Below are 21170 nucleotides of genomic sequence, written 5' to 3'. Positions count from 1 at the left end.
GCTGTGCGCGGGACGGGCCCGGCTCAGGCCTCGGTGTCGTCGTCGTCCTCCGGGAAGACGTTCGGCTCCTCGGCGACCACGGGGGCCAGCGAGAGCTTGCCGCGGTCGTCGACCTTGGTGATCTCGACCTGGACCTTCTGGCCGACGCCCAGGACGTCCTCGACGTCGGTGACGCGCTTGCCCTCGTTGAGCTTGCGCAGCTCCGAGATGTGCAGCAGGCCGTCCTTGCCGGGAGTGAGGGACACGAAGGCGCCGAAGGTCGTGGTCTTGACCACGGTGCCGAGGTAGCGCTCGCCGACCTCGGGGACCTGCGGGTTGGCGATCGCGTTGATCGCGGCCCGCGCCGCCTCGGCCGAGGGGCCGTCGGTGGCGCCGATGTAGACGGTGCCGTCGTCCTCGATCGAGATGTCGGTGCCGGTGTCCTCCTGGATCTGGTTGATCATCTTGCCCTTGGGGCCGATGACCTCGCCGATCTTGGAGACGGGGACGGTCACGGAGATCACTCGCGGGGCGAACTCGCTCATCTCGTCGGGCTGGTCGATGGCCGCGTTCAGCACCCCGAGGATGTGCAGCCGGGCCTCGCGGGCCTGGGTCAGCGCGGCGTCGAGCACCGAGGAGGGGATCCCGTCGAGCTTGGTGTCGAGCTGGATCGCGGTCACGAACTCCGAGGTGCCGGCGACCTTGAAGTCCATGTCGCCCAGCGCGTCCTCGGCGCCCAGGATGTCGGTCAGCGCGGCGTAGCGGGTCTCCCCGTCCACCTCGTCCGAGACCAGGCCCATGGCGATGCCGGCCACCGGCGCGCGCAGGGGCACGCCGGCGTTGAGCAGCGACAGGGTCGAGGCGCAGACGGAGCCCATCGACGTGGAGCCGTTGGAGCCCAGCGCCTCGGAGACCTGGCGGATCGCGTAGGGGAACTCCTCGCGGGAGGGCAGCACCGGGGTGATGGCCCGCTCGGCCAGCGCGCCGTGGCCGATCTCGCGGCGCTTCGGGGAGCCCACGCGACCGGTCTCGCCGGTGGAGTACGGCGGGAAGTTGTAGTGGTGCACGTAGCGCTTGTGCTTGACCGGGGACAGCGAGTCGATCTGCTGCTCCATCTTGAGCATGTTCAGCGTGGTCACGCCCATGATCTGGGTCTCGCCGCGCTCGAAGATCGCGGAGCCGTGCACGCGGGGCAGGACCTCGACCTCGGCGGTGAGCTGGCGGATGTCCGTCAGGCCGCGGCCGTCGATGCGGACCTGCTCGGTGAGGATGCGCTGGCGCACGGTCTGCTTGGTCAGGGCCTGGTAGGCGCCGTTGACCTCGTCCTGGCGGTCGGCGAAGGGCCGGCCCTCACCGGTGAGCTCGGCCAGGGTGGTCTGGTGCAGCTCGTCGGTCGCGGCCTCGCGCTCCTGCTTGTCGGCGATCGAGTAGACCTCGGCGAGCCGGGACCCGACGGAGGCCGCCACGGCCTCCCGGACGTCGTCGCCGAAGCCGCCGAAGCGGGGCAGCTCCATCGCCGGCTTGCCGGCGCGGGCCCGCAGGTCGGACTGGGCGTCGCACAGCGCCTTGATGGCCGGCTTGGCGGCCTCGAGGCCCTGGGCCACGAGCTCCTCGGTGGGGGCCACGGCGCCGTTGTTCTTGATGAGGTTCCAGGAGGTGTCGGTGGCCTCGGCCTCGACCATCATGATCGCGACGTCCTCGGAGCCGTCCTTGCCGGTGACCACGCGGCCGGCCACGGCCATGTCGAACACGGCGTTCTCGAGCTGCGAGTGCTTGGGGAAGGCGACCCACTGGTGCTGACCGTTCTCCCCGGCCATGAGGGCGACGCGGACGCCGCCGACGGGGCCCTGGAAGGGCATGCCCGACAGGGTCGTGGCCATCGACGCGGCGTTGATCGCGACGGTGTTGTAGATCTCGTCCGGGTTCATGGACAGGATCGTGACGACGACCTGCACCTCGTTGCGGATGCCCTTGCCGAAGGCGGGGCGCAGCGGGCGGTCGATGAGCCGGCAGGTGAGGATCGCGTCCGTGGAGGGACGGCCCTCGCGGCGGAAGAACGAGCCCGGGATGCGCCCGGCGGCGTACATCCGCTCCTCGACGTCGACCGTCAGGGGGAAGAAGTCGAAGCCCTGGCGGGGCGACTTGCCCACCGTGGTGGCGGCGAGCATGGTGGTGTCCTCGTCGATGGAGACGAGGGTGGAGCCGGCGGCCTGCTTGGCGAGGCGGCCGGTCTCGAAGCGCACGACGCGCTTTCCGTAGGAGCCGTTGTCGATGACGGCTTCGGCGTACTGGATCTCGGGACCCTCCAAGGGTCACCTCCGTTTCGTGTCGGCGGGACCGTCCGCGCGTCACCCGGTCTTCGATCGAGATCCACGGAAGGGCCGGGGCCGCGGGGGGCCGTCCGGTGTCCGGAGATCACTACCGAGGACCGCGAATGATCGGCGCGGTGGCCCCGTCTGGTGTTCGATGGTGCTGTCTGTGGTGGTGCACCACGCCCGTCCGGCTGCCGTGCCGGGCGGGCCGGTGCTCCGGCGGCGTCCTCCCGTTGCCGGGCGGACGCCGCCGGGGACCGACTAGCGGCGCAGGCCGAGCCGCTCGATGAGCGTGCGGTAGCGCGTGATGTCGGTGTCGCGCAGGTAGGTCAGCATGCGGCGGCGGCGACCGACCAGGGCCATCAGGCCGCGGCGGGTGTGGTGGTCGTGCTTGTGCTGCTTCAGGTGCTCCGTCAGATCGGCGATCCGGCGGGTCAGGACCGCGATCTGCACCTCGGGCGAACCGGTGTCGCCCTCGTGGGTCGCGAAGTCCTTGATGATCTCCTGCTTGATGGCGGCGTCGAGTGCCACGTGTAACTCCGTTCGAGTCAGTACCGTGCGGCCCGGACGACGGGCTCGTCGCCGGGTCCCGGGGCTCCCCGGGGGTCCGACAACCACGGACTGCAGTCGGACCGCCGTCCAGTCTAGCGGACGCGGGCGCGCCGCCCCACCCTCGCCCCGCGCGGCGCGCTGGGCTGGGCGCGCCCCGGCCGGTGGGCCAAGATGGGAGGGACACGACGGCGACGTCCCGGCGCACGGGCGTCCGGGCGCCGGGACGAGCAGCACGAGACGAGCAGGAGCAGCGCGTGAGCAAGGACGAGAAGGACGGGCGGGGGCCGGCGGTCGCCGACCGCACGCACACGATGCGGGACGGCCGGCGGATCCCCGCGATCGGGCTGGGCACCTATCCGATGGACGACGCCGCGGCCGAGGCCGACGTCGCCGAGGCCCTGATGCGGGGGTACCGGATGGTGGACACCGCGGTGAACTACGGCAACGAGACGGGGGTGGGCCGCGCGGTCGCGGCCGCCGGCGTGCCGCGCGGCGAGCTGTTCCTCACCACCAAGCTGCCGGGCCGGGACCACGGCACGGACTCGGTGCGTCGCTCGCTCGAGGGCTCCCTGCGGCGGCTGGGCACCGACCACGTGGACCTCTACCTCATCCACTGGCCGAACCCCTCGGTCGGCCGGTACGTGGAGACGTGGCGGACGATGCTGGAGCTGCGGCAGGAGGGCCTGGTCCGCTCGGTGGGGGTGTCCAACTTCACGCCCGCCCACATCCGGCGTTTGATCGAGGAGACCGGCGAGACGCCGGCGGTCAACCAGGTGGAGCTGCACCCGCAGTACCAGCAGGAGCGGCTGCGGGAGTTCCACGAGGAGCACCGCATCGTCACCCAGGCCTGGTCCCCGCTGGGCCGCAAGACCGACCTGCTCCAGCACGAGTGGATCGCGCGGATCGCCCGGCAGACCGGGCGGACCCCGGCCCAGGTCGTCCTGCGCTGGCACCTGCAGTCGCACACCGTCCCGATCCCCAAGAGCTCCGACCCCCGGCGCATGGCCGAGAACCTCGACGTCCTCGACTGGGAGCTGGACGAGGACCAGATGCGCCGGATGCGGATGCTGCACACCGGGATCAGCGGCTCCGGCTTCGACCCGAACACGCACGAGGAGATGTAGCCGGCGCGGGCGCGGCCGAGGGGCCGCAGCCGGGCCGTGCGGGCGGCCCTGCGGGGCGGCGGCGCGGGCCGCCGGGGCTCAGGCCTCGGCGGCCAGGATGCCCCGGGTGCGCTCGACGTCGTCGTCCATCTGCGCCACGAGCTTGTCCACGCCCTCGTAGGCGACCATCCCGCGCAGCCGGGCGACGAACTCCACGACCACTTCCTGGCCGTAGAGGTCGAAGTCCTCGACCCGCTCCTCGGGGCGGTCGATGACGTGCGCCTCGACCTGCCGGGGCACGTTCTCGAAAGTCGGGTTGGACCCCACGGAGATCGCGGTGGGCCAGCGGGTGCCGGAGGCGTCGACCAGCCACCCGGCGTACACCCCGTCGGCGGGCACGAAGCCGGCCGCCTCCGGGGAGAGGTTGGCCGTGGGATAGCCGAGCTCCCGCCCGCGGGCGGCCCCGTGCACCACCTCCCCGCGCATCCGGTGGTGGCGCCCGAGCAGCCGGGCGGCCGCGCGCACGTCCCCCGCCTGCAGGCAGGCCCGGATCCATGTGGAGGAGCAGCGCCGCTCCCCCGCCGTCGTCACGGCCGGGGCGTGCTCCGGGTGCTCCTCGTGCAGCGCGTCGAGCAGGTCGTCGACCACCCGGACCTCGAAGCCGTGGCGCTCCCCCAGCTCGCGGAGCGTGTCGATGTTGCCCGTGTTGTCCTTGCCCAGGCGGGTGTCCTCCCCGACCACGAGGCAGCGGGCGCCGAGCGGCCCCACCAGGGTGCTCAGCACGAACTGCTCCGTGGACTGGTCCGCGAACTGCAGGGTGTACTCCAGCACGAGGGCGGCGTCCGCGCCGGTCCGCTCGAGGGCGTCCAGCTTGTCCTCGGTGCCCATGATCAGTCCCGGGTGGCTGCCGGGACGGTGCACCTGCGCGGGGTGCGGGTCGAACGTCACGACCACCGAGGCCCAGCCCCGCTCGCGGGCCGCGTCGACGAGCTCGGACAGCACCCGCTGGTGACCCCGGTGGACGCCGTCGAAGTTGCCGATGGTGACCACCGACGGGCCGAAGCCCGGGGGGACGTCAGAGAGATCTCGCCAGCGGAACACGGTTCTCCTCGCAGGAACGACAACAGGCAGGTACGGGTGGGACTCGTCAGCGCGGGCCGGGTCGGTGCGGGCCGCCGGGCTCCTCCGCGGGCGCCGCGGACGGGGACGGCGGGCCGTCCCACGGGGTCTGCGGGGTGCGGGGGTCCTCGGCGCCGAGGGTCAGGATCCAGGCGTCCACCGAGGCGCCGCGCTGCTCCATGAACCCGTCGATCCGCACCGGGGAGCGGAAGCCGAGCCTCCACGCGAGCTTGCGGCTGGCCCAGTTGGGGACCTTGGCCATCCAGTAAGCATAGGTGAGGCCCAGGGACCCGAACGCGTGCTCGAGCAGCAGCCGGCAGGCGCCCTCCGCCGCGCCGGAGCCGCGGGCGTGCGGGCCGAAGTTGAGCCCGATGTCGGCCGTGGTCCCCCGCAGGGCGTTGAGCCCCACCGTCCCGTGCAGGCGGTCGGTCCGGGCGTCCGCCACGGCCCAGTTGTACTCGCGGCCGGCGCGCCAGGCCGCGGGGACGAACTCCTCGACGTACCAGCGGGCGTCCGCCTCCGTGTAGCCGAGGGGCACGGTGGTGAACTCCGCGGCCGCGGGGTCCGCGCAGTTGCGGGCCAGCTGCGGGACGTCGCGCTCCTCGAGCCGGCGCAGCACCACGGTGCCGTCGGTGAGGACGGGGACGTCGTAGTCCTCGGCGCCGTCGGGGCGTACGGGCATCGGCGGGAATCCTTTCGAACGGCGTGCGGCGCAGGGCGCTGCGGCCCGCGACCGAGCCTACCCGGTGCGTGCCGGGGCGCCGCGCGGGGCGGGACCGGCGGGCGGGCGGTCAGGCCGGGGCGAGCCCGGCGCGGGGACGGGACCGGCGGAGCCAGGCGAGGCCGACCACCGGCAGCACCAGGGGGACGTAGCCGTAGTCCCGCCCGAAGTGGGACCACACGCTGGCCTCGGGGAACAGGGCCGGGGCGAGCACGGAGAGCAGCCCCACGCCGAGCACCCCGAGCAGCTCCACGCCCACGGCCGCCGTGGCCAGGCGGTGCCACCGGGGGCCGGGCCGGGCGAGGGCCACGGTGGCCACAACGTAGACCGCCGCGGCGAACGCGGAGAGCAGGTACGGCAGCGGCGCGGTCCCGAAGCCGGTCAGGATCTGGTAGAGCGAGCGGACCCCGGCCGAGAGGGAGAAGACCGCGTAGACCACGACCACCAGGCGCCCGAAGCCCGAGGACTTGCGGTCGCCGCGCGCCGTGCCGGCCCGCGGCCCGAAGCGCTGCTGCAGCCGGGTGGGCCCGCTCTCCGGGGCGTCGTGCGTCATCGGGGTGCCTCCTGCGGGGTCGGGGCGGTGCGGGGGCTCACTGGTAGTACCAGATGAAGTTCATGCGGTAGACCATGATCGCCACCACGGGGCCCGCGGCCGCGAGCACCCAGTTGGACCAGCTCGAGCGCTCCACGAGCGACCACACGAAGGTGCCCGCCGGGACGAGCAGCGCGGTCAGCAGGTAGCCCCAGTGCTCGAGGGCCGAGCCGGTGGGCCCGGGGCCCCGGACGTGCATGACCACCGTGCCCACCGCGTGGACGAGCAGGAACGCCTCGAGGACCAGCACGGAGCCCTGGGTCCAGTCGTCGGGCCGCCGTCCGCGCACGGCCTGCACGGCGCACACGAGGAAGGAGAGGGCGCCCAGCAGCGCCGCGGCCCAGAACCAGCCGTCGTAGCCCCACAGCATCAGCGCTCCCCCGGCGGGGTCCCGGGCGGCGCGGCGAACCGCTCCCCGGGCAGGAAGACGAGCACGGGCTTGGCGGTGCGCTCCCCGCGGTGGCCGCGGTCCGAGAGCAGGGCCACGAGCCGCCCGTCGGGGGCGAAGCCGCCCGTGACGGCCTCGTTGTCGGGCGGGCCCGCACCGGGGTCCGCGGCGCTGGGGCCGATCCGGCGGCCGTGGGCGACGTCCTCGGCCTCGGCCGCCGTCAGCCGGCGGACGGGGAACAGCCCCGCCGCGGCGTCCTCGAGGCTCGTCACGGGCAGCGGGCGGCCGGCGGCCACCTCCGCGGCGAGCTCCTCGAGGGTCGAGGCGTCCTCGAGGCCCCACGCGCCCACCCGGGTCCGGCGCAGGGCGGTCAGGTGTCCGCCGACCCCGAGGTCGGCGCCGAGGTCCCGGGCCAGGGCCCGGACGTAGGTGCCGGAGCTGCAGGTCACGGTGACGTCGACGTCGAGGACGTCGCGCCCGGCGTCGTCGCGGGTCCGCACCAGCCGGTGCACGGCGAACTCGGACACGGTGACGGGGCGGGCGGCGAGCTCGACGTCCTGCCCGGCCCGGACCTGCGCGTAGGCGCGCCGGCCCTCGACCTTGATGGCGCTGACCTTCGCGGGGACCTGCTCGAGGTCACCGGTGAGCCGGGCGACGCCGGCGGCCACCGCGTCCTCGTCCACCGCGGCCACGGCCCCGGGGCCGGCGACGTCGAGGACCTCGCCCTCGGCGTCGTCGGTGACGGTGGTCAGCCCGAGCCGGATCGTCGCCGCGTACGTCTTGTCCCGCCCGACGACCCAGGTCAGGAGGCGGGTGGCACGGTCCACGCCGAGGACCAGGACGCCGGTGGCCATGGGGTCCAGGGTCCCGGCGTGGCCGACCTTGCGGGTGCCCGCGAGGCGCCGGGCACGGGCGACGACGTCGTGGCTGGTCCAGCCGGCGGGCTTGTCCACGACCACGAGCCCGGACGGCGTCGGCAGGGACGGGTCCGGGCTCGGGACGTCAGGCTTCGTGCGGGTCACTTCCCCGGTGCCTCCGCCCGCTCAGCGGTCCCGGGAGGACTCGTCGTCCTCCTCGGCCGGCTTCCGGTAGGGGTCCTCCCCCGCGGCCCAGCTGGCGCCGGCCGCCTGGGCGGCGACCTGGGCGTCCTTCTCCTTGGCCGCACGCAGCACCTCCTCGAGGTGCGAGGCGTTGACCGGGATCTCGTCGGGGACGAAGGTCAGCGTGGGCGTCAGGCGGGCCGTGATGTTGCGGCCGACCTCGCTGCGCAGGACGCCCTTGGCGGACTCCAGGGCGGCGCGGGTGCTCTCCTGCTCCTCCGCGGTGCCGAACACCGTGTAGTACAGGGTGGCGTGCTGGAGGTCGTTGGTGACGCGGGCGTCCGTGATGGTCACGAAGCCCAGCCGGGGGTCCTTGACCCGGCGCTCGAGCGCCTGGGCCACGACGACCTTGATCCGGTCGGCGAGTCGGGCGGCGCGTGCTGCGTCAGCCATGGTGGATGCTCCTCGGGTCGGGGCGGTGCAGTGCTCGAAGCGGTGCTGGAAGGGTCGCGGCGGCACGGGCGGGCGCTGGGCCCGCCCGTGCCGCCGCGGGCGTCCCGCGCGCGGGGCGCGGGACGCGGGACGGGTCAGGCGCGCGGCTTCTCGCGCATCTCCCACGTCTCGATGAGGTCGCCCTCGTGGATGTCGTTGAAGGAGCCGAGCCCGATGCCGCACTCGTAGCCCTCGCGGACCTCGGTCGCGTCGTCCTTGAACCGGCGCAGCGAGTCGATCGTGAGGTTGTCCGCCACGACGTTGCCGTCCCGGACGAGCCGGGCCTTGGCGTTGCGCCGGATGGTGCCCTTGGTGATGTAGGCACCGGCGATGTTGCCCCACTTGGAGGACCGGTAGACCTCGCGGATCTCGGCGGTGCCGAGCTCCACCTCCTCGTACTCCGGCTTGAGCATGCCCTTGAGCGCGCTCTCGACGTCGTCGATGGCGTTGTAGATCACCGAGTAGAACTTCATCTCGACGCCCTCGCGGTCGGCCAGTTCCGTCACGCGCTCGGCGGGACGGACGTTGAAGCCGATGATGATCGCGTTGTCCACGGTCGCCAGGTTGACGTCGTTCTGCGTGATCGCGCCGACACCGCGGTGGATGACGCGCAGCTGGACCTCCTCGCCCACGTCGATCTTGAGCAGCGAGTCCTCGAGCGCCTCCACGGCACCGGACACGTCGCCCTTGATGATGAGGTTGAGCGTGTCGATCTTGCCGGCGGCCACGGCCTCGTCGAAGGACTCGAGCGTGATCCGCTTGCGGCGCTTGGCGAGCAGGGCGTTGCGGTCCGCCGCCTGGCGCTTCTCGGCGATCTGGCGCGCGGTGCGCTCCTCCGGGGTGGAGAGGAACGTGTCGCCGGCCCGGGGCACGGAGTCCAGGCCCAGCACCTGCACGGGGCGCGAGGGACCGGCCTCGTCGACGGCCTGGCCGTTCTCGTCGAACATGGCGCGCACGCGGCCGTACGCGGCGCCGGCGACGATCGCGTCGCCGACGCGCAGCGTGCCGGACTGCACGAGCACGGTCGAGACCGCGCCGCGGCCCTTGTCCAGGTTCGCCTCGATGGCCACGCCGCGGGCGTCCTTGTTCGGGTTCGCCTGCAGCTCGAGCGCGCCGTCCGCGGTCAGCACGATCGCGTCCAGCAGCTCGTCGATGTTGAGGTCCTGGCGCGCGGAGACGTCGACGAACATGGTGTCGCCGCCGTACTCCTCGGGGACCAGGCCGTACTCGGTGAGCTGGCCGCGGATCTTGTCCGGGTTCGCCTCGGGCTTGTCGATCTTGTTGACCGCCACCACGATCGGCACACCGGCGGCCTGGGCGTGGTTGAGCGCCTCGACCGTCTGCGGCATGACGCCGTCGTCCGCGGCGACCACGAGCACGGCGATGTCCGTCACCTGGGCACCACGGGCACGCATGGCGGTGAACGCCTCGTGGCCCGGGGTGTCGATGAACGTGATCTGCCGCTCCTGGCCGTCCAGCTCGGTGCTGATCTGGTAGGCGCCGATGTGCTGGGTGATGCCGCCGGCCTCGCCCTCGGTCACCTTCGTGTTCCGGATGGCGTCGAGCAGGCGGGTCTTGCCGTGGTCGACGTGGCCCATGACGGTGACGACCGGCGGGCGCGCCTCCAGGACGTCGTCGCCCTCGGCCGCGGCCTCGGCCTCCAGGTCGATGTCGAAGGACTCGAAGAGCTCGCGCTCCTCGTCCTCCGGCGAGACCACCTGGATCTTGTACCCGAGCTCGGCGCCCAGCAGCTGGAAGGTCTCCTCGTCGAGGGACTGCGTCTGCGTGGCCATCTCGCCGAGGTGGATGAGCACCGTGACGAGGGAGGCCGGGTTCGCGTTGATCTTCTCGGCGAAGTCCGTCAGGGACGCGCCGCGGCGCAGCCGCACGACCGTGGTGCCGTCGCCGTGGGGCACGGAGACGCCGCCGACGGACGGGGCCTTCATCTGCTCGAGCTCCTGGCGCTTCGCCCGCTTCGACTTGCGCTGCTTGCCGCGGGCGCCGCCGCGCCCGAAGGCGCCCTGGGTGCCGCCGCGGCCGCCGCGGCCGGGGCCGCCGCCGGGACGGGAGAACCCGCCCCCGCCGCCGCCGGGACCGCCGCGGCGCGGACCGGCGCCGCCGCCGGCCGGCCGCGAGCCGATCGGGGCCACGCCGGTGGTGTGACCGGGCATCATGTTCGGGCTGGGGCGCGCCCCACCGGGACGGGGACCGCCCTGGGGACGGGGTCCGCCCTGGCCCTGCGGACGAGGACCGCCCTGGCCCTGACCCTGGCCCTGCGGACGGGGTCCGCCCTGGCCCTGGGGACGGGGACCGCCCTGGCGCTCGGGACGGCCCGAGCGCATGCCCTGCTGGGCGGCGAACGGGTTGTTGCCCGGGCGGGGGCCCGCCGGGCGGGGAGCACCGGGGCGCGGCGCGGCGGAGCCCGGACGGGGCGCGGTGCCGCCGGGGCGCGGCGCGGCGGAGCCCGGACGGGGCGCCCCGCTGCGGCCCATGCCCTGCTGGCTGGCGAACGGGTTGTTGCCCGGGCGCGGGCCCGGGGCCGGCGCCTTGCCGCCCGGCGACGCCGGGCGCTGCGGGGCCTGCTCCGCGGGCTTCTGCTCGGGAGCCTGCTCGGCCGGCTTCTGCTCGGCGGGCTTCTGCTCGGCGGCCTTCTCGGGCGCCTTCTCCGCCGGCTTCCCGGCGGACCTGGCGGCGGCCGGGCCCGGGGCGGGCGCGGCGCTGCCGGGCTTGGACGACGTGCTGGGCTTCGGCGCGGGCCGGCCGGCCGGCGCAGCGGCGGCCGGGGCGGACTTCTCCGCCTTGCCGGCGAGGGCCGAGCGCAGCTTCTTGGCGACGGGCGGCTCGACGGTCGAGGACGCGCCTCGGACGAACTCACCCAGGGTCTGAAGCGTGGAAATCGCTTCCTTGGACGTTATTCCGAGCTCTTTCGCGAGCTCGTGAACGCGGGGCTTGGCCACTTCTCTCCTGTCTCGGTCCGCACCGAAACAGGCACGAACCACTTATTTTCCGTTGAGGCTCCCGGAGCATCGGCCGTCGAGGACGGCGCGGGGTCGCGGGAGGCCGTTGGCAGAGCACAACGAAGCACTCATCGCTGGGCACTCATCGGTTTTCCATCGGTTCTCTGACTCGCTTTCCAGTTCTGCACCCGCGGGCGGACGTGGTCACCGGTCCGGTCGGACCGCGCGGGCTGCCGTCCGGGGACGGCTGTGGTCGGCACTCGTGCGCCCGGTCACGGGACTGCCCTCGTGGACAGCAGGGCGTCCAGTCCGGGGGCGACCGCCTCCGTGTCCACGACCGCCCGGAACGCGCGCCGGAAGGCGCGCCGGCGCAGGGCCGTGTCCAGGCACTCGTGGGAGGGGTGGAGCCAGGCTCCGCGACCGCCGAGGCGCCCCGTCCGGTCGACCACGGCCCGGAGGCCGCCGTCGGTCGGTTCGGTCACCACACGTACGAGCTGGTCAGGGTGTTCGGTGGTCCGGCATCCGATGCACGTGCGACGGGAGTCTGCACTCACTCGCTCCGCACTCCTCGTCTCGCGCCGGGACGTCGGGGACGTCCCGTGCGGGCCGGGAGCCGGCGCCGGACAGGGACCACCAACGGTCTGACCGCTGTCCAGTCTATCCCGGGGACCGCCCTGGGCCGAAACCGGGCGCGCGCGGGATCCCGGGACGGGCCCCGGTGCGGGGCGCCGGCCCCGCACCGGGGCCCGTCTCAGCCGCGCTCGGCGGCCTTCGACTCGGGGACGATGTCGATCTTCCAGCCGGTGAGCTTCGCGGCCAGGCGGGCGTTCTGGCCCTCCTTGCCGATGGCCAGGGACAGCTGGGTGTCGGGGACGACGGCGCGGGACGAGCGGGCCCGCTCGTCGAGCACGCTCACCCGGGACACCTTGGCCGGGGACAGCGCGTTGGCGATGCAGCGGGCGGGGTCGTCCGACCAGTCGACGATGTCGATCTTCTCGTCGTGCAGCTCGTTCATCACGGCGCGCACGCGGGAGCCCATCTCCCCGATGCAGGCGCCCTTGGCGTTGATCCCGGCCTGGGTGGCGCGCACGGCGATCTTCGTGCGGTGCCCGGCCTCGCGGGCCACGGCCATGATCTCCACGGTGCCGTCGGCGATCTCCGGCACCTCCATCTCGAACAGGCGGCGCACCAGGTCCGGGTGGGATCGGGAGAGCGTGATCGACGGGCCCTTCATGCCGCGCTTGACCTCGACGACGAACGCGCGGATGCGGGCGCCGTGGGGGTACTTCTCGCCGGGGGCCTGCTCGTGCGGGGGCAGCACGCCCTCCACGGTGCCCAGGTCCACCTGGACCATGTGCGGGTTGTGCCCCTGCTGGATCTGCCCGGAGACGATCTCGCCCTCGCGGCCCTTGAAGTGGCCCAGCACGGCGTCGTCCTCGACGTCGCGCAGCCGCTGGAGGATGACCTGGCGCGCCGTGGAGGCGGCGATCCGCCCGAAACCGGCCGGGGTGTCGTCGAACTCCCCGACCGCCTCGCCGTCCTCGTCCAGCTCGGGGGCCCAGATGGTCACGTGGCCGGTCCGGCGCTCGATCTCCGCGCGCGCGCCCGGGAGCGCGCCGGCGGTCTTGTGGTACGCCAGCAGGAGGGCCTGCTCGATGGTGGGGATGAGCAGGTCCACGGGGATGTCGCGCTCACGCTCCAGCAGTCGGAGGGTGCTCATATCGATGTCCATGTCCGGCCTTCCTCACCTCTCGACCCCGGGGGCGGAGCGGCACGCCGTCGGGGATGACGGGGCGCCGTCACGGGTCGTGCTCGCACGATCGTCGTCGCACCCGGTGGTCGTCGCACTGCGGACCGCGGCGCCGGTGGGCGCCGCGGCGTCAACGGCACATCTTACACTCGTGCCGGGCCCGGGCGGGCCGTCAGTCCGTGAACTCGACCTCCACCCTGGCGCGGCGCACGGCGTCGAAGGCCCAGCGCTCCGGGTCCAGCAGCCGGGGCGGCATGCCCTTCTTCACCTGGTGGCTGCGCTGCAGGACCACGCCGTCCGGCTCCACCTCGAGCAGGCGGGCCGTGAACTTCTCGCCCTCCACCGGGGTGACGCGCACCAGCCGGCCGATCGAGCGCCGCCAGTGCCGCGGCGCCGTGAGCTCCCGGGTGGCCCCCGGGGAGGAGACCTCCAGCTCGTAGGCGGAGCCCGGCACGGGGTCCGTGCGGTCGAGGAGCTCGGACACGGCGCGGGAGACCGTGGCGATCCGGTCGATGTCCACGCTGGCCGTGCTGTCCTCCGGGAGGTCCACGAGCACCTGCAGCACGAGGCCGGTGCCGGTCGGCTTCAGGGCGACGTCCTCCAGGACCAGCCCCGACTCCTCCACGGCGGGGCCGATCAGCTCGGCCAGCCGCCGGTCGTCGTCGGGTCCGGGGGTGCTGTGCTCGCTCACGGGGTCTCCTCGTGCTGTCGGGACGGCGGGGTCGGTCCTGGAGATCCTATGATGAACGCGCCCCCCTCTCCCGCGCCCGTCCCCCAGGAGCCGCCCGGTGACCGACCCGCGCACGACCGCCTCCCGGGCGCTCCCGCTGCTGCTGGGCGTCCTGCTCGTGACCGGCGGCGCCGGGGCGTGGTGGCTGGAGTCCGCCCGCCCGGTGCCCCCGGACGAGGTCGCGCGCGCCGACGCGTGGCTGCGCACCCGGGCCGTGCTCGCGGTCCCCTCCCCCGGGCCGGTGCCCGCCGACCGGCGGGGCGACGTGCGCGCGGACCTCGCCCGGCAGCTCGAGGCCCTCGGCCCCGCGCCCGACGACCGCACGAGCGCCGCCGCCCGGGCGCGGCACCCGTCCCCCGCGGATGTCGTGGACGCCGACGGCACGGCGTCCACCGCGCTGCGCACGACGGCGACGGCCCTGGCCCGGGACGCCCTGACGGCCGAGGACCCCGCCCTGGCGCGGGTGCTCGGCGCCGCGGCGGTCTCGCGCGCCACGGCGGCCCGGCAGCTGGACGGCCCCGGGCCCCCGGCCCCGGACGGCGGCGCGCTGTGCGACGCGGCCGCGGCACCCGCGCCCGGCGCGCCGGCCGCACCGGGCGCCGTCCTGTGGTCGGCCCTGGACCGGGCCGGCTACGCCTTCGAGGCGCTGGCCGCCCGCACCGGCGCCTCGGCCGGCGGCTCCGTCCCCGACGGGCTCCCGGCCCGGGGCCGGGAGGACGTCGAGGACCTGCTCGAGCTCCCGGCCGCCCGGCAGGTGCTCGCGGCCGACCCGGGGCTGCCCGCGGGCGCCTACGTGCTCCCCGGCGATCTGCGGGCGCACCCCGGCCGGGTCGCGGAGACCGCGGTCCGGGACGTGCAGGAGGCCGCCGCGCACGTGCTCGCCCGGGGCGACGCCGGCACGCGGTGCTGGGCGCTCGTGGCGCTCGAGCGCGCCACGGGGCTGCAGGCCGAGCTCACCGGGGACGTGGAGGCCCTGCCCGGCGTGCTGCGCGACCCCGGCCCGCGGTGAGCTCGCGGACCGCCGGGGCCGCTCAGGCCCCGCGCAGGACGTCGACGCCCAGTTTGAGGATCAGCAGCGAGACCACGGTGAGGAACACGACCCGGATGAAGCGGCTGCCGCGGGCCACGGCGGTGCGCGCCCCGAGGTAGCCGCCGAGCATGTTGGACAGCCCCAGGACGAGGCCCAGTCCCCACAGCACGGAGCCGTGGCCGAAGAAGAAGACGAGGGCGCCCACGTTGGTGGCGAGGTTGACGATCTTGGCCTTGGCGCTCGCGGCCAGGAAGCTGTAGCCCAGCAGCGTGATCATGGCGATGACGAGGAACGACCCGGTGCCCGGGCCCATCACGCCGTCGTAGAAGCCGATCACGGTGCCGATGACCATCGCGGTGCCGTAGTGCCGCGCCCCGCTGTGGCGCAGCTCGGTGAGCTGCCCGACGGTCGGCCGCGCCACGGTGAACAGGAGCACGGCCACGAGCGCGGCGAGGATGATGGGCCGGAACACCTCCTCCGGCAGGGACGCGGCGAGCGCCGCCCCGCCGAAGCTGCCGACCAGGGCGACGCCGGCCATGGGCAGGGCCGTGCGCAGGTCGGGGGACGTGCGGCGGTAGAACGTCACCGCGCTCGTCGCCGTGCCGAACACGGAGCCCATCTTGTTGGTGGCCAGGGCCTGGACCGGGCTGATCCCCGGGACCATCAGGACCACGGGCAGCTGCAGCAGCCCGCCGCCGCCGACCACGGCGTCCACGAAGCCCGCGGCGAGACCGGCGACCACCAGCAGGGCGACGACGCCGGGGTCCATCTGCTCCAGGCCGGAGGGCCCGAGCCAGGCGCCGAGCCCGTGCACGGGCTCAGCCGCGCACGGCTGCGGCGACCACCGCGGCGACGCCGTCGCGGGCCACGTCCTCGCCGGCCCCGCTCGCGCGGTCCTTGAGCTCGAGGACACCGTCCTTGAGGCCCCGGCCGACCACCAGCACGGTGGGCACGCCGAGCAGCTCGGCGTCGCCGAACTTCACGCCCGGGGAGACCTTGGGCCGGTCGTCGAAGAGCACCTCGAGTCCCTCCGCCTCGAGCTCGGCCACGACCTTCTCGGCCTCCTCGAACACCTCGGGGCCCTTGCCGGTGGCGACCACGTGGACGTCCGCCGGGGCGACCTGGCGGGGCCAGATCAGGCCCTTGTCGTCGTGGTAGGCCTCGGCCAGGGCCGCCACCGCCCGGGTGACGCCGATCCCGTAGGAGCCCATCGTCACGGTGACGAGCTTGCCGTTGCGGTCCAGGACCTTCAGCCCCAGCGCCTCCGCGTACTTGCGGCCGAGCTGGAAGATGTGGCCCATCTCGATGCCGCGCGCCGCCTCCAGCGGACCGGAGCCGTCCGGCGCGGGGTCGCCCGCCCGGACCTCCGCGCACTCGAGGACGCCGTCCCAGGCGAAGTCGCGCCCGGCCGTGAGGTCGTAGACGTGCTGGCCGGCCACGTTCGCCCCGGTGACCCAGCGGGTGCCGCGGACCACGCGCGGGTCCACGAAGAAGGGGATGCCCGTCGCGGACTCCTCGCCGAGCACGGCCTGGTCGAGGGACAGGCCCGGACCGATGTAGCCCTTGACCAGCAGCGGGCAGGCGCGCAGGTCGTCGTCACCGGCCTGCTCCACCAGCAGCTCCCCGGAGACGTCCAGGGCGGCGCCGATCCCGGCCTCGATGCGCTTGAGGTCCACCGCGCGGTCCCCGGGCAGCCCGACCGCCACGAGACGGCGCTCGCCGTCGGGCAGGATGACGGCCAGCACGACGTTCTTGAGCGTGTCGGCGGCGGTCCAGGCGCCCTCGGCGCGCGGGTGCAGCTCGTTCGAGCGCTCCACGAGCGTGTCGATCGTGGGGCTGTTCGGGGTCTCGAGCACCCGGGCCTCGGGGGCCTCGGCGGGGTCGCGCTCCTCCGGCACCACGGTGGTCACCGCCTCGACGTTGGCGGCGTAGCCGCCGGGCGAGCGCACGAACGTGTCCTCGCCGATGACCGTGGGGTGCAGGAACTCCTCGGAGCGGGACCCGCCCATGGCCCCGGACTGGGCCGAGACGGCGACCACGGGCAGGCCGAGCCGCTCGAAGATCCGGACGTAGGCCTCGCGGTGCCGGGTGTAGGACTCGTCGAGCCCGGCGTCGTCGACGTCGAAGGAGTAGGAGTCCTTCATCACGAACTCGCGCCCGCGCAGCAGGCCGGCGCGGGGGCGGGCCTCGTCCCGGTACTTCGCCTGGATCTGGTAGAGGGTCACGGGGAGGTCCTTGTAGGACGAGTACAGGTCCTTGACGAGCAGCGTGAACATCTCCTCGTGCGTGGGCGCGAGGAGGTAGTCGGCCTCCTTGCGGTCCTTGAGGCGGAAGAGGTTCTCGCCGTACTCCGTCCACCGGTTGGTGACCTCGTAGGGCTCGCGCGGCAGCAGCGCCGGGAAGTGCACCTCCTGGGCCCCGATCGCGCCCATCTCCTCGCGCACCACCTGCTCGACCTTCCCGAGCACCCGCAGGCCCATCGGCAGCCACGTGTAGATGCCCGGGGCGGCGCGGCGGATGTAGCCGGCGCGCACGAGCAGCCTGTGGCTGTCCACCTCGGCGTCGACCGGGTCTTCGCGGAGGGTCCGCAGGAACAGGGAGGAGAGGCGCAGCGCCACGTGGGCTCCGTTTCTCCCGGGGAGCGCGGCGGAGTGCGGCCGGGCCCGGGCGTCATGAGGGTGGGCGGCGCCGACGGCGCCGCGGATTCCGGTCAAATCTACACCCCCGGCCCGGCGCGCCGCGCCGGGATCGGCCGGCCAGGCGGCTCAGAGCAGCACGGTGGCGAAGGTCCCGACGCGCTCGAAGCCGACCCGCCGGTAGGTGGCGAGGGCCCGGACGTTGTAGTCGTTGACGTAGAGGCTGACCACGGGCGTGCGCAGGCGGGCCAGGCGCACGGCGGCGGCCATGCAGGGCGCCGCCAGCCCCCGGCCGCGGTGCGCCGGGTCGACCCACACGCCCTGCACCTGCGCCACCCCGCGCACCACCGAGCCGAGGTCGGCCTTGAACACCACGCGGCCGCCGTCGTCGGTGAGCACGAGGCAGCGCCCCGCCCCGACCAGCGCGGAGACCCGGTCCCGGTATCCGCGGTCCCCGCCGGCGTACGGGGAGTAGCCGACCTCCTCCTCGAACATGGCGGCGCTCGCCGGGAGCACGGCGGGGAGGTCCTCGGGGCGGGCGACGCGGACACCGGGGTGCGGGGCGGGCAGCGGGTCCCGGTCGATCGCCAGGAGGGGCTGGACGGGGCGCACGTCGAAGGGCCGGGGCCAGGAGCGCTCCACCCGGGCCCACAGCCCGAGCACGAGCTCGGCGGGCCCGAACAGCGAGGCGTGCCGGGACCCGCCGCGCCGCAGGTGCCCGCCCACGAGGTCCAGGCCCTGGGCGTCGAGGGCCACGGGCACCACGTTCGTGCCGACCCAGCAGGCACCGGTGAGCTCCCCGTCCGGCCCGGCGGTGCCGACCACCGGCGGTATCCGCGAGCCCTCGGCGCCGCGGCAGGACTCCACGTGGGCGGCCACGAACGCGTGCGCGACGGGGTCCGCGCCGAGCAGCCGGTCCAGCTGGGCCGGATCGACCTCTCCCGCCGGCACCAGCCGCGGCGCCGTCCTCCGCTGCGTCCTCAACCGCCCGTCACCGGCCCGTCAGCCGACACTCACGACGGGGCTGCCCGCGGTGCTCTCCCCGTTCTCGTCCGTCTCCATCTCGGCGGCGATGCGGTTGGCCTCCTCGATCAGGGTCTCCACGATCCGGTCCTCGGGGACGGTCTTCACGACCTCGCCCTTGACGAAGATCTGGCCCTTGCCGTTGCCGGAGGCCACGCCGAGGTCGGCCTCGCGGGCCTCGCCCGGGCCGTTGACGACACAGCCCATCACGGCCACCCGCAGCGGGACGGTGAGCCCCTCGAGGCCCGCCGTCACCTCGTCCGCGAGGGTGTAGACGTCCACCTGCGCGCGGCCGCACGAGGGGCAGGAGACGATCTCGAGCTTGCGCGGGCGCAGGCCCAGGGACTGCAGGATCTGGTTGCCGACCTTGACCTCCTCGACCGGCGGCGCCGAGAGCGAGACCCGGATCGTGTCGCCGATGCCCTGGGAGAGCAGGGCGCCGAAGGCCGTGGCGGACTTGACGGTGCCCTGGAACGCGGGGCCGGCCTCGGTCACGCCGAGGTGCAGGGGCCAGTCCCCGCGCTCGGCGAGCAGCTGGTAGGCCCGCACCATGGTGACGGGGTCGTTGTGCTTCACGGAGATCTTGAAGTCGTGGAAGTCGTGCTCCTCGAACAGGGACGCCTCCCACACCGCGGACTCCACGAGCGCCTCCGGGGTGGCCTTGCCGTACTTGTCCATGATCCGCTGGTCGAGCGAGCCCGCGTTCACGCCGATCCGGATGGACACCCCGGCGGCCTTGGCCTCGCGGGCGATCTGACCGACCTGGTCGTCGAACTTGCGGATGTTGCCCGGGTTCACGCGCACGGCCGCGCAGCCGGCCTCGATGGCGGCGTAGACGTACTTCGGCTGGAAGTGGATGTCGGCGATCACCGGGATCGGGGACTTCATGGCGATGATCGGCAGGGCGTCGGCGTCGTCCTGGGACGGGCAGGCCACCCGGACGATGTCGCAGCCGGTGGCGTTGAGCTCGGCGATCTGCTGCAGGGTGGCGTTGATGTCCGTGGTGGGGGTGGTCGTCATGGACTGCACGCTCACCGGCGAGTCGGAGCCGACGCCCACGGACCCGACCCGGATCTGCCGGGTCTTCCGGCGCGGGGAGAGGACGGGCTGGGGCGCGGCGGGCATGCCGAGGCTGACCGGGGTCAAGGAGTTCCTCCGAGGTTTCGGGAGCAGGTTTCGGGAGCAGGTTGCGGGAGCAGGATCTGGGGTCGTGGCGCCGGGACCCGGTCGCCGGGCCCGTCGCCGGTTCCCATTGTGCCCCATGCTCCGGGGCGGTCCCCGGCGTGCGGGGCGGAATTCCTCCCTGGCCGAACGCCGGGCGGCCGGGTCCCAGGGCTCCGGGGCCGGCTTCGCCGGTGCGCCGGGGTCGGGCTCAGAAGAGCCGGACCGGGTCGACGATGTCCGCGTAGACCAGCAGCACGGACATCCCGATCATCAGCACGGCCACCGCGTAGGTCACCGGCAGCAGCCGGGCGGGGTCGAACGGGCCGGGGTCGCGCCGGCCGAGGAGCCGGGCGCCGCCCCGCCGCAGCCCCTCCCACAGGGCCCCGGCGACGTGCCCGCCGTCGAGCGGCAGCAGCGGGAGCAGGTTGAACACGAACAGCGCCATGTTCACGGAGCCGACGAGCCCCACGAGGGTGGCGGCCTTGTCCCGCAGCGCGATCTCCTCGTGCGCGGCGATCTCCCCCGAGATCCTCCCGATCCCCACCACGGAGATCGGCCCGTCCGGGTCCCGCGGCGCGTCGGAGAACGCGGCCTCCGCGACCTCGTAGATCCGCTGCGGCAGGTGCAGGACGACCCCGGCGATCTGCTGCAGGCCGTCGAGCACCGCGGGGGGCACCGCGGTCAGCGGCTGCCGGACGGGCTCGGTGGTCGGGCTGATGCCGATGAAGCCGACCCGCTCGTAGCGGGGGGCGCCGTCCTCGCCGGTCACCGCGGCGCCGGAGTCGTCCAGCACGGGACGCGACGACAGGATCGGGGTGAGCTCGGTGGTCACGGTCCGTCCGTCCCGCTCGACCAGCACCGGGATCCGCTCCCCGGCCCGGTCGCGGATGCGGCCCGTGAGCTCGTCCCAGGAGGCGACCGGGGCGCCGTCGACGGCGGTGACGACGTCCCCGGGGCGCAGCCCGGCGGCGTTCGCGGGGGCCTGGGGGTCCTCCGGGCGGCACTCGGCCTGCCCGGCGGCCTGGCGCTCGGCGGCCACCACGCACTCGGAGACCCACGCGACCGTGGTGGTGGGCGCCGCGGTCCCGAAGCCGGAGAGCAGCACGGCGAGGCACAGGGCCCCGAGCAGCAGGTTCATCACCGGGCCGCCGAGCATGATCACGATCCGCTTCCCCACCGGCAGACGGTAGAACGCGCGCTCCTCGTCCCCGGGAGCGAGCCCGCCCGCGGCGCCGCGGGCCTCGGCCGCCAGCTGCTGGAACACGCCGGTGCTCGAGACCCGGGCCGTCGCGCCGGCGCGCGCCGGCGGGTACATGCCCACCATGGAGATGTAGCCGCCCAGCGGGACCGCCTTGAGCCCGTACTCCGTCTCGCCCCGGCGGCGGGAGAACAGGGTGCGCCCGAAGCCGACCATGTACTGCGTGACGCGCACGCCGAAGAGCTTGGCCGGCACCAGGTGGCCGATCTCGTGGAGGGCGATGGAGACCGCGATGGCGACCGCGGCCAGCAGCACGCCCACGAGGAACAGCACGACGCCCATCCGTCGGACCTCCCGGGATCGTCGAGGGTCCCCGACGGGCGC

General features: G+C 74.3%; 19 protein-coding genes. 2 read left to right on the top strand and 17 right to left on the bottom strand.

Annotated elements, in window-relative coordinates:
* Positions 1–23: 23 nt before the first annotated feature.
* Positions 24–2288: a polyribonucleotide nucleotidyltransferase gene (locus tag RCG67_RS14910; RefSeq protein WP_368827389.1), complete on the bottom strand. Its 2265-nt coding sequence runs from the start codon at positions 2286–2288 to the stop codon at positions 24–26.
* A 264-nt stretch (positions 2289–2552) separates the two neighbouring features.
* Positions 2553–2822, bottom strand: coding sequence for a 30S ribosomal protein S15 (gene rpsO, locus RCG67_RS14905; protein ID WP_017832923.1), 270 nt, complete (start codon positions 2820–2822; stop codon positions 2553–2555).
* Positions 2823–3097: 275 nt separating this feature from the next.
* Between rpsO and RCG67_RS14900 the strand changes: the two genes are divergently transcribed.
* Positions 3098–3967 carry an aldo/keto reductase gene (locus RCG67_RS14900; RefSeq protein ID WP_368827388.1) on the top strand — a complete coding sequence of 290 codons (870 nt, stop codon included), beginning with the start codon at positions 3098–3100 and terminating at the stop codon, positions 3965–3967.
* Between the two features lie 78 nt (positions 3968–4045).
* Here RCG67_RS14900 and RCG67_RS14895 read toward each other — a convergent pair whose 3' ends face one another.
* The 10 genes from RCG67_RS14895 to rimP all read right to left on the bottom strand — a co-directional run bounded on the left by RCG67_RS14895 (position 4046) and on the right by rimP (position 13696).
* Positions 4046–5047, bottom strand: coding sequence for a bifunctional riboflavin kinase/FAD synthetase (locus RCG67_RS14895; protein WP_058873500.1), 1002 nt, complete (start codon positions 5045–5047; stop codon positions 4046–4048).
* Between the two features lie 46 nt (positions 5048–5093).
* Positions 5094–5747, bottom strand: a complete 654-nt coding sequence (locus RCG67_RS14890) for a GNAT family N-acetyltransferase (RefSeq protein ID WP_368827387.1) — start codon at positions 5745–5747, stop codon at positions 5094–5096.
* Between the two features lie 109 nt (positions 5748–5856).
* On the bottom strand, positions 5857–6339 hold the full coding sequence (locus RCG67_RS14885) for a hypothetical protein (protein ID WP_368827385.1): 483 nt from the start codon (positions 6337–6339) through the stop codon (positions 5857–5859).
* 37 nt (positions 6340–6376) lie between these two features.
* Complete coding sequence (locus RCG67_RS14880; protein ID WP_368827384.1) at positions 6377–6748, bottom strand: hypothetical protein; 372 nt, start codon at positions 6746–6748, stop codon at positions 6377–6379.
* Positions 6748–7788 carry a tRNA pseudouridine(55) synthase TruB gene (gene truB / locus RCG67_RS14875; protein WP_368827382.1) on the bottom strand — a complete coding sequence of 347 codons (1041 nt, stop codon included), beginning with the start codon at positions 7786–7788 and terminating at the stop codon, positions 6748–6750. Before truB ends, RCG67_RS14880 begins: the two co-directional genes overlap by 1 nt.
* A gap of 21 nt (positions 7789–7809) precedes the next feature.
* Positions 7810–8259 (bottom strand): 30S ribosome-binding factor RbfA, encoded by a 450-nt coding sequence (gene rbfA / locus RCG67_RS14870; RefSeq protein WP_058873496.1) that lies wholly within the window; start codon positions 8257–8259, stop codon positions 7810–7812.
* Positions 8260–8393: 134 nt separating this feature from the next.
* Positions 8394–11255, bottom strand: a complete 2862-nt coding sequence (gene infB / locus RCG67_RS14865; RefSeq protein ID WP_368827380.1) for a translation initiation factor IF-2 — start codon at positions 11253–11255, stop codon at positions 8394–8396.
* A 272-nt stretch (positions 11256–11527) separates the two neighbouring features.
* Entirely contained in the window at positions 11528–11809 is a 282-nt protein-coding gene (locus tag RCG67_RS14860; protein ID WP_368827378.1) for a YlxR family protein, read from the bottom strand.
* Between the two features lie 197 nt (positions 11810–12006).
* Complete coding sequence (nusA, locus tag RCG67_RS14855; protein ID WP_058873493.1) at positions 12007–12987, bottom strand: transcription termination factor NusA; 981 nt, start codon at positions 12985–12987, stop codon at positions 12007–12009.
* A gap of 190 nt (positions 12988–13177) precedes the next feature.
* The gene (gene rimP / locus RCG67_RS14850; protein ID WP_368827377.1) at positions 13178–13696 is read right to left on the bottom strand and encodes a ribosome maturation factor RimP; all 519 of its coding nucleotides are present in this window, start codon (positions 13694–13696) and stop codon (positions 13178–13180) included.
* Between the two features lie 97 nt (positions 13697–13793).
* On the opposite strand from rimP, the gene RCG67_RS14845 reads away from it, so the two are divergent.
* On the top strand, positions 13794–14744 hold the full coding sequence (locus RCG67_RS14845) for a hypothetical protein (protein ID WP_368827376.1): 951 nt from the start codon (positions 13794–13796) through the stop codon (positions 14742–14744).
* A gap of 22 nt (positions 14745–14766) precedes the next feature.
* On the opposite strand, the gene RCG67_RS14840 is transcribed toward RCG67_RS14845, so the two are convergent.
* The 5 genes from RCG67_RS14840 to RCG67_RS14820 form a co-directional block, all read right to left on the bottom strand.
* On the bottom strand, positions 14767–15534 hold the full coding sequence (locus RCG67_RS14840; RefSeq protein WP_368827464.1) for a TSUP family transporter: 768 nt from the start codon (positions 15532–15534) through the stop codon (positions 14767–14769).
* A 49-nt stretch (positions 15535–15583) separates the two neighbouring features.
* Positions 15584–17383, bottom strand: coding sequence for a proline--tRNA ligase (locus tag RCG67_RS14835; protein ID WP_368827374.1), 1800 nt, complete (start codon positions 17381–17383; stop codon positions 15584–15586).
* A 147-nt stretch (positions 17384–17530) separates the two neighbouring features.
* On the bottom strand, positions 17531–18352 hold the full coding sequence (locus tag RCG67_RS14830) for a GNAT family N-acetyltransferase (protein WP_368827373.1): 822 nt from the start codon (positions 18350–18352) through the stop codon (positions 17531–17533).
* A 51-nt stretch (positions 18353–18403) separates the two neighbouring features.
* Positions 18404–19570 (bottom strand): flavodoxin-dependent (E)-4-hydroxy-3-methylbut-2-enyl-diphosphate synthase, encoded by a 1167-nt coding sequence (ispG, locus tag RCG67_RS14825; RefSeq protein WP_368827372.1) that lies wholly within the window; start codon positions 19568–19570, stop codon positions 18404–18406.
* A gap of 226 nt (positions 19571–19796) precedes the next feature.
* Positions 19797–21128: a M50 family metallopeptidase gene (locus RCG67_RS14820; protein WP_368827371.1), complete on the bottom strand. Its 1332-nt coding sequence runs from the start codon at positions 21126–21128 to the stop codon at positions 19797–19799.
* Between the last annotated feature and the right edge of the window lie 42 nt (positions 21129–21170).

This window comes from Kocuria cellulosilytica (genome assembly GCF_040981245.1).
GTDB classification, from domain to species: domain Bacteria; phylum Actinomycetota; class Actinomycetes; order Actinomycetales; family Micrococcaceae; genus Kocuria; species Kocuria cellulosilytica.
This window is presented reverse-complemented; position numbering and strand designations above follow the sequence as displayed.

Excerpts from the sequence above, each read along its gene's own strand:
- rbfA (WP_058873496.1), bottom strand. The coding sequence starts at position 8,259 with ATGGCTGACGCAGCACGCGCCGCCCGACTCGCCGACCGGATCAAGGTC.
- RCG67_RS14880 (WP_368827384.1), bottom strand. The coding sequence starts at position 6,748 with ATGCTGTGGGGCTACGACGGCTGGTTCTGGGCCGCGGCGCTGCTGGGC.
- RCG67_RS14885 (WP_368827385.1), bottom strand. The coding sequence starts at position 6,339 with ATGACGCACGACGCCCCGGAGAGCGGGCCCACCCGGCTGCAGCAGCGC.
- RCG67_RS14840 (WP_368827464.1), bottom strand. The coding sequence starts at position 15,534 with ATGGACCCCGGCGTCGTCGCCCTGCTGGTGGTCGCCGGTCTCGCCGCG.
- RCG67_RS14820 (WP_368827371.1), bottom strand. The coding sequence starts at position 21,128 with ATGGGCGTCGTGCTGTTCCTCGTGGGCGTGCTGCTGGCCGCGGTCGCC.
- nusA (WP_058873493.1), bottom strand. The coding sequence starts at position 12,987 with ATGGACATCGATATGAGCACCCTCCGACTGCTGGAGCGTGAGCGCGAC.
- RCG67_RS14890 (WP_368827387.1), bottom strand. The coding sequence starts at position 5,747 with ATGCCCGTACGCCCCGACGGCGCCGAGGACTACGACGTCCCCGTCCTC.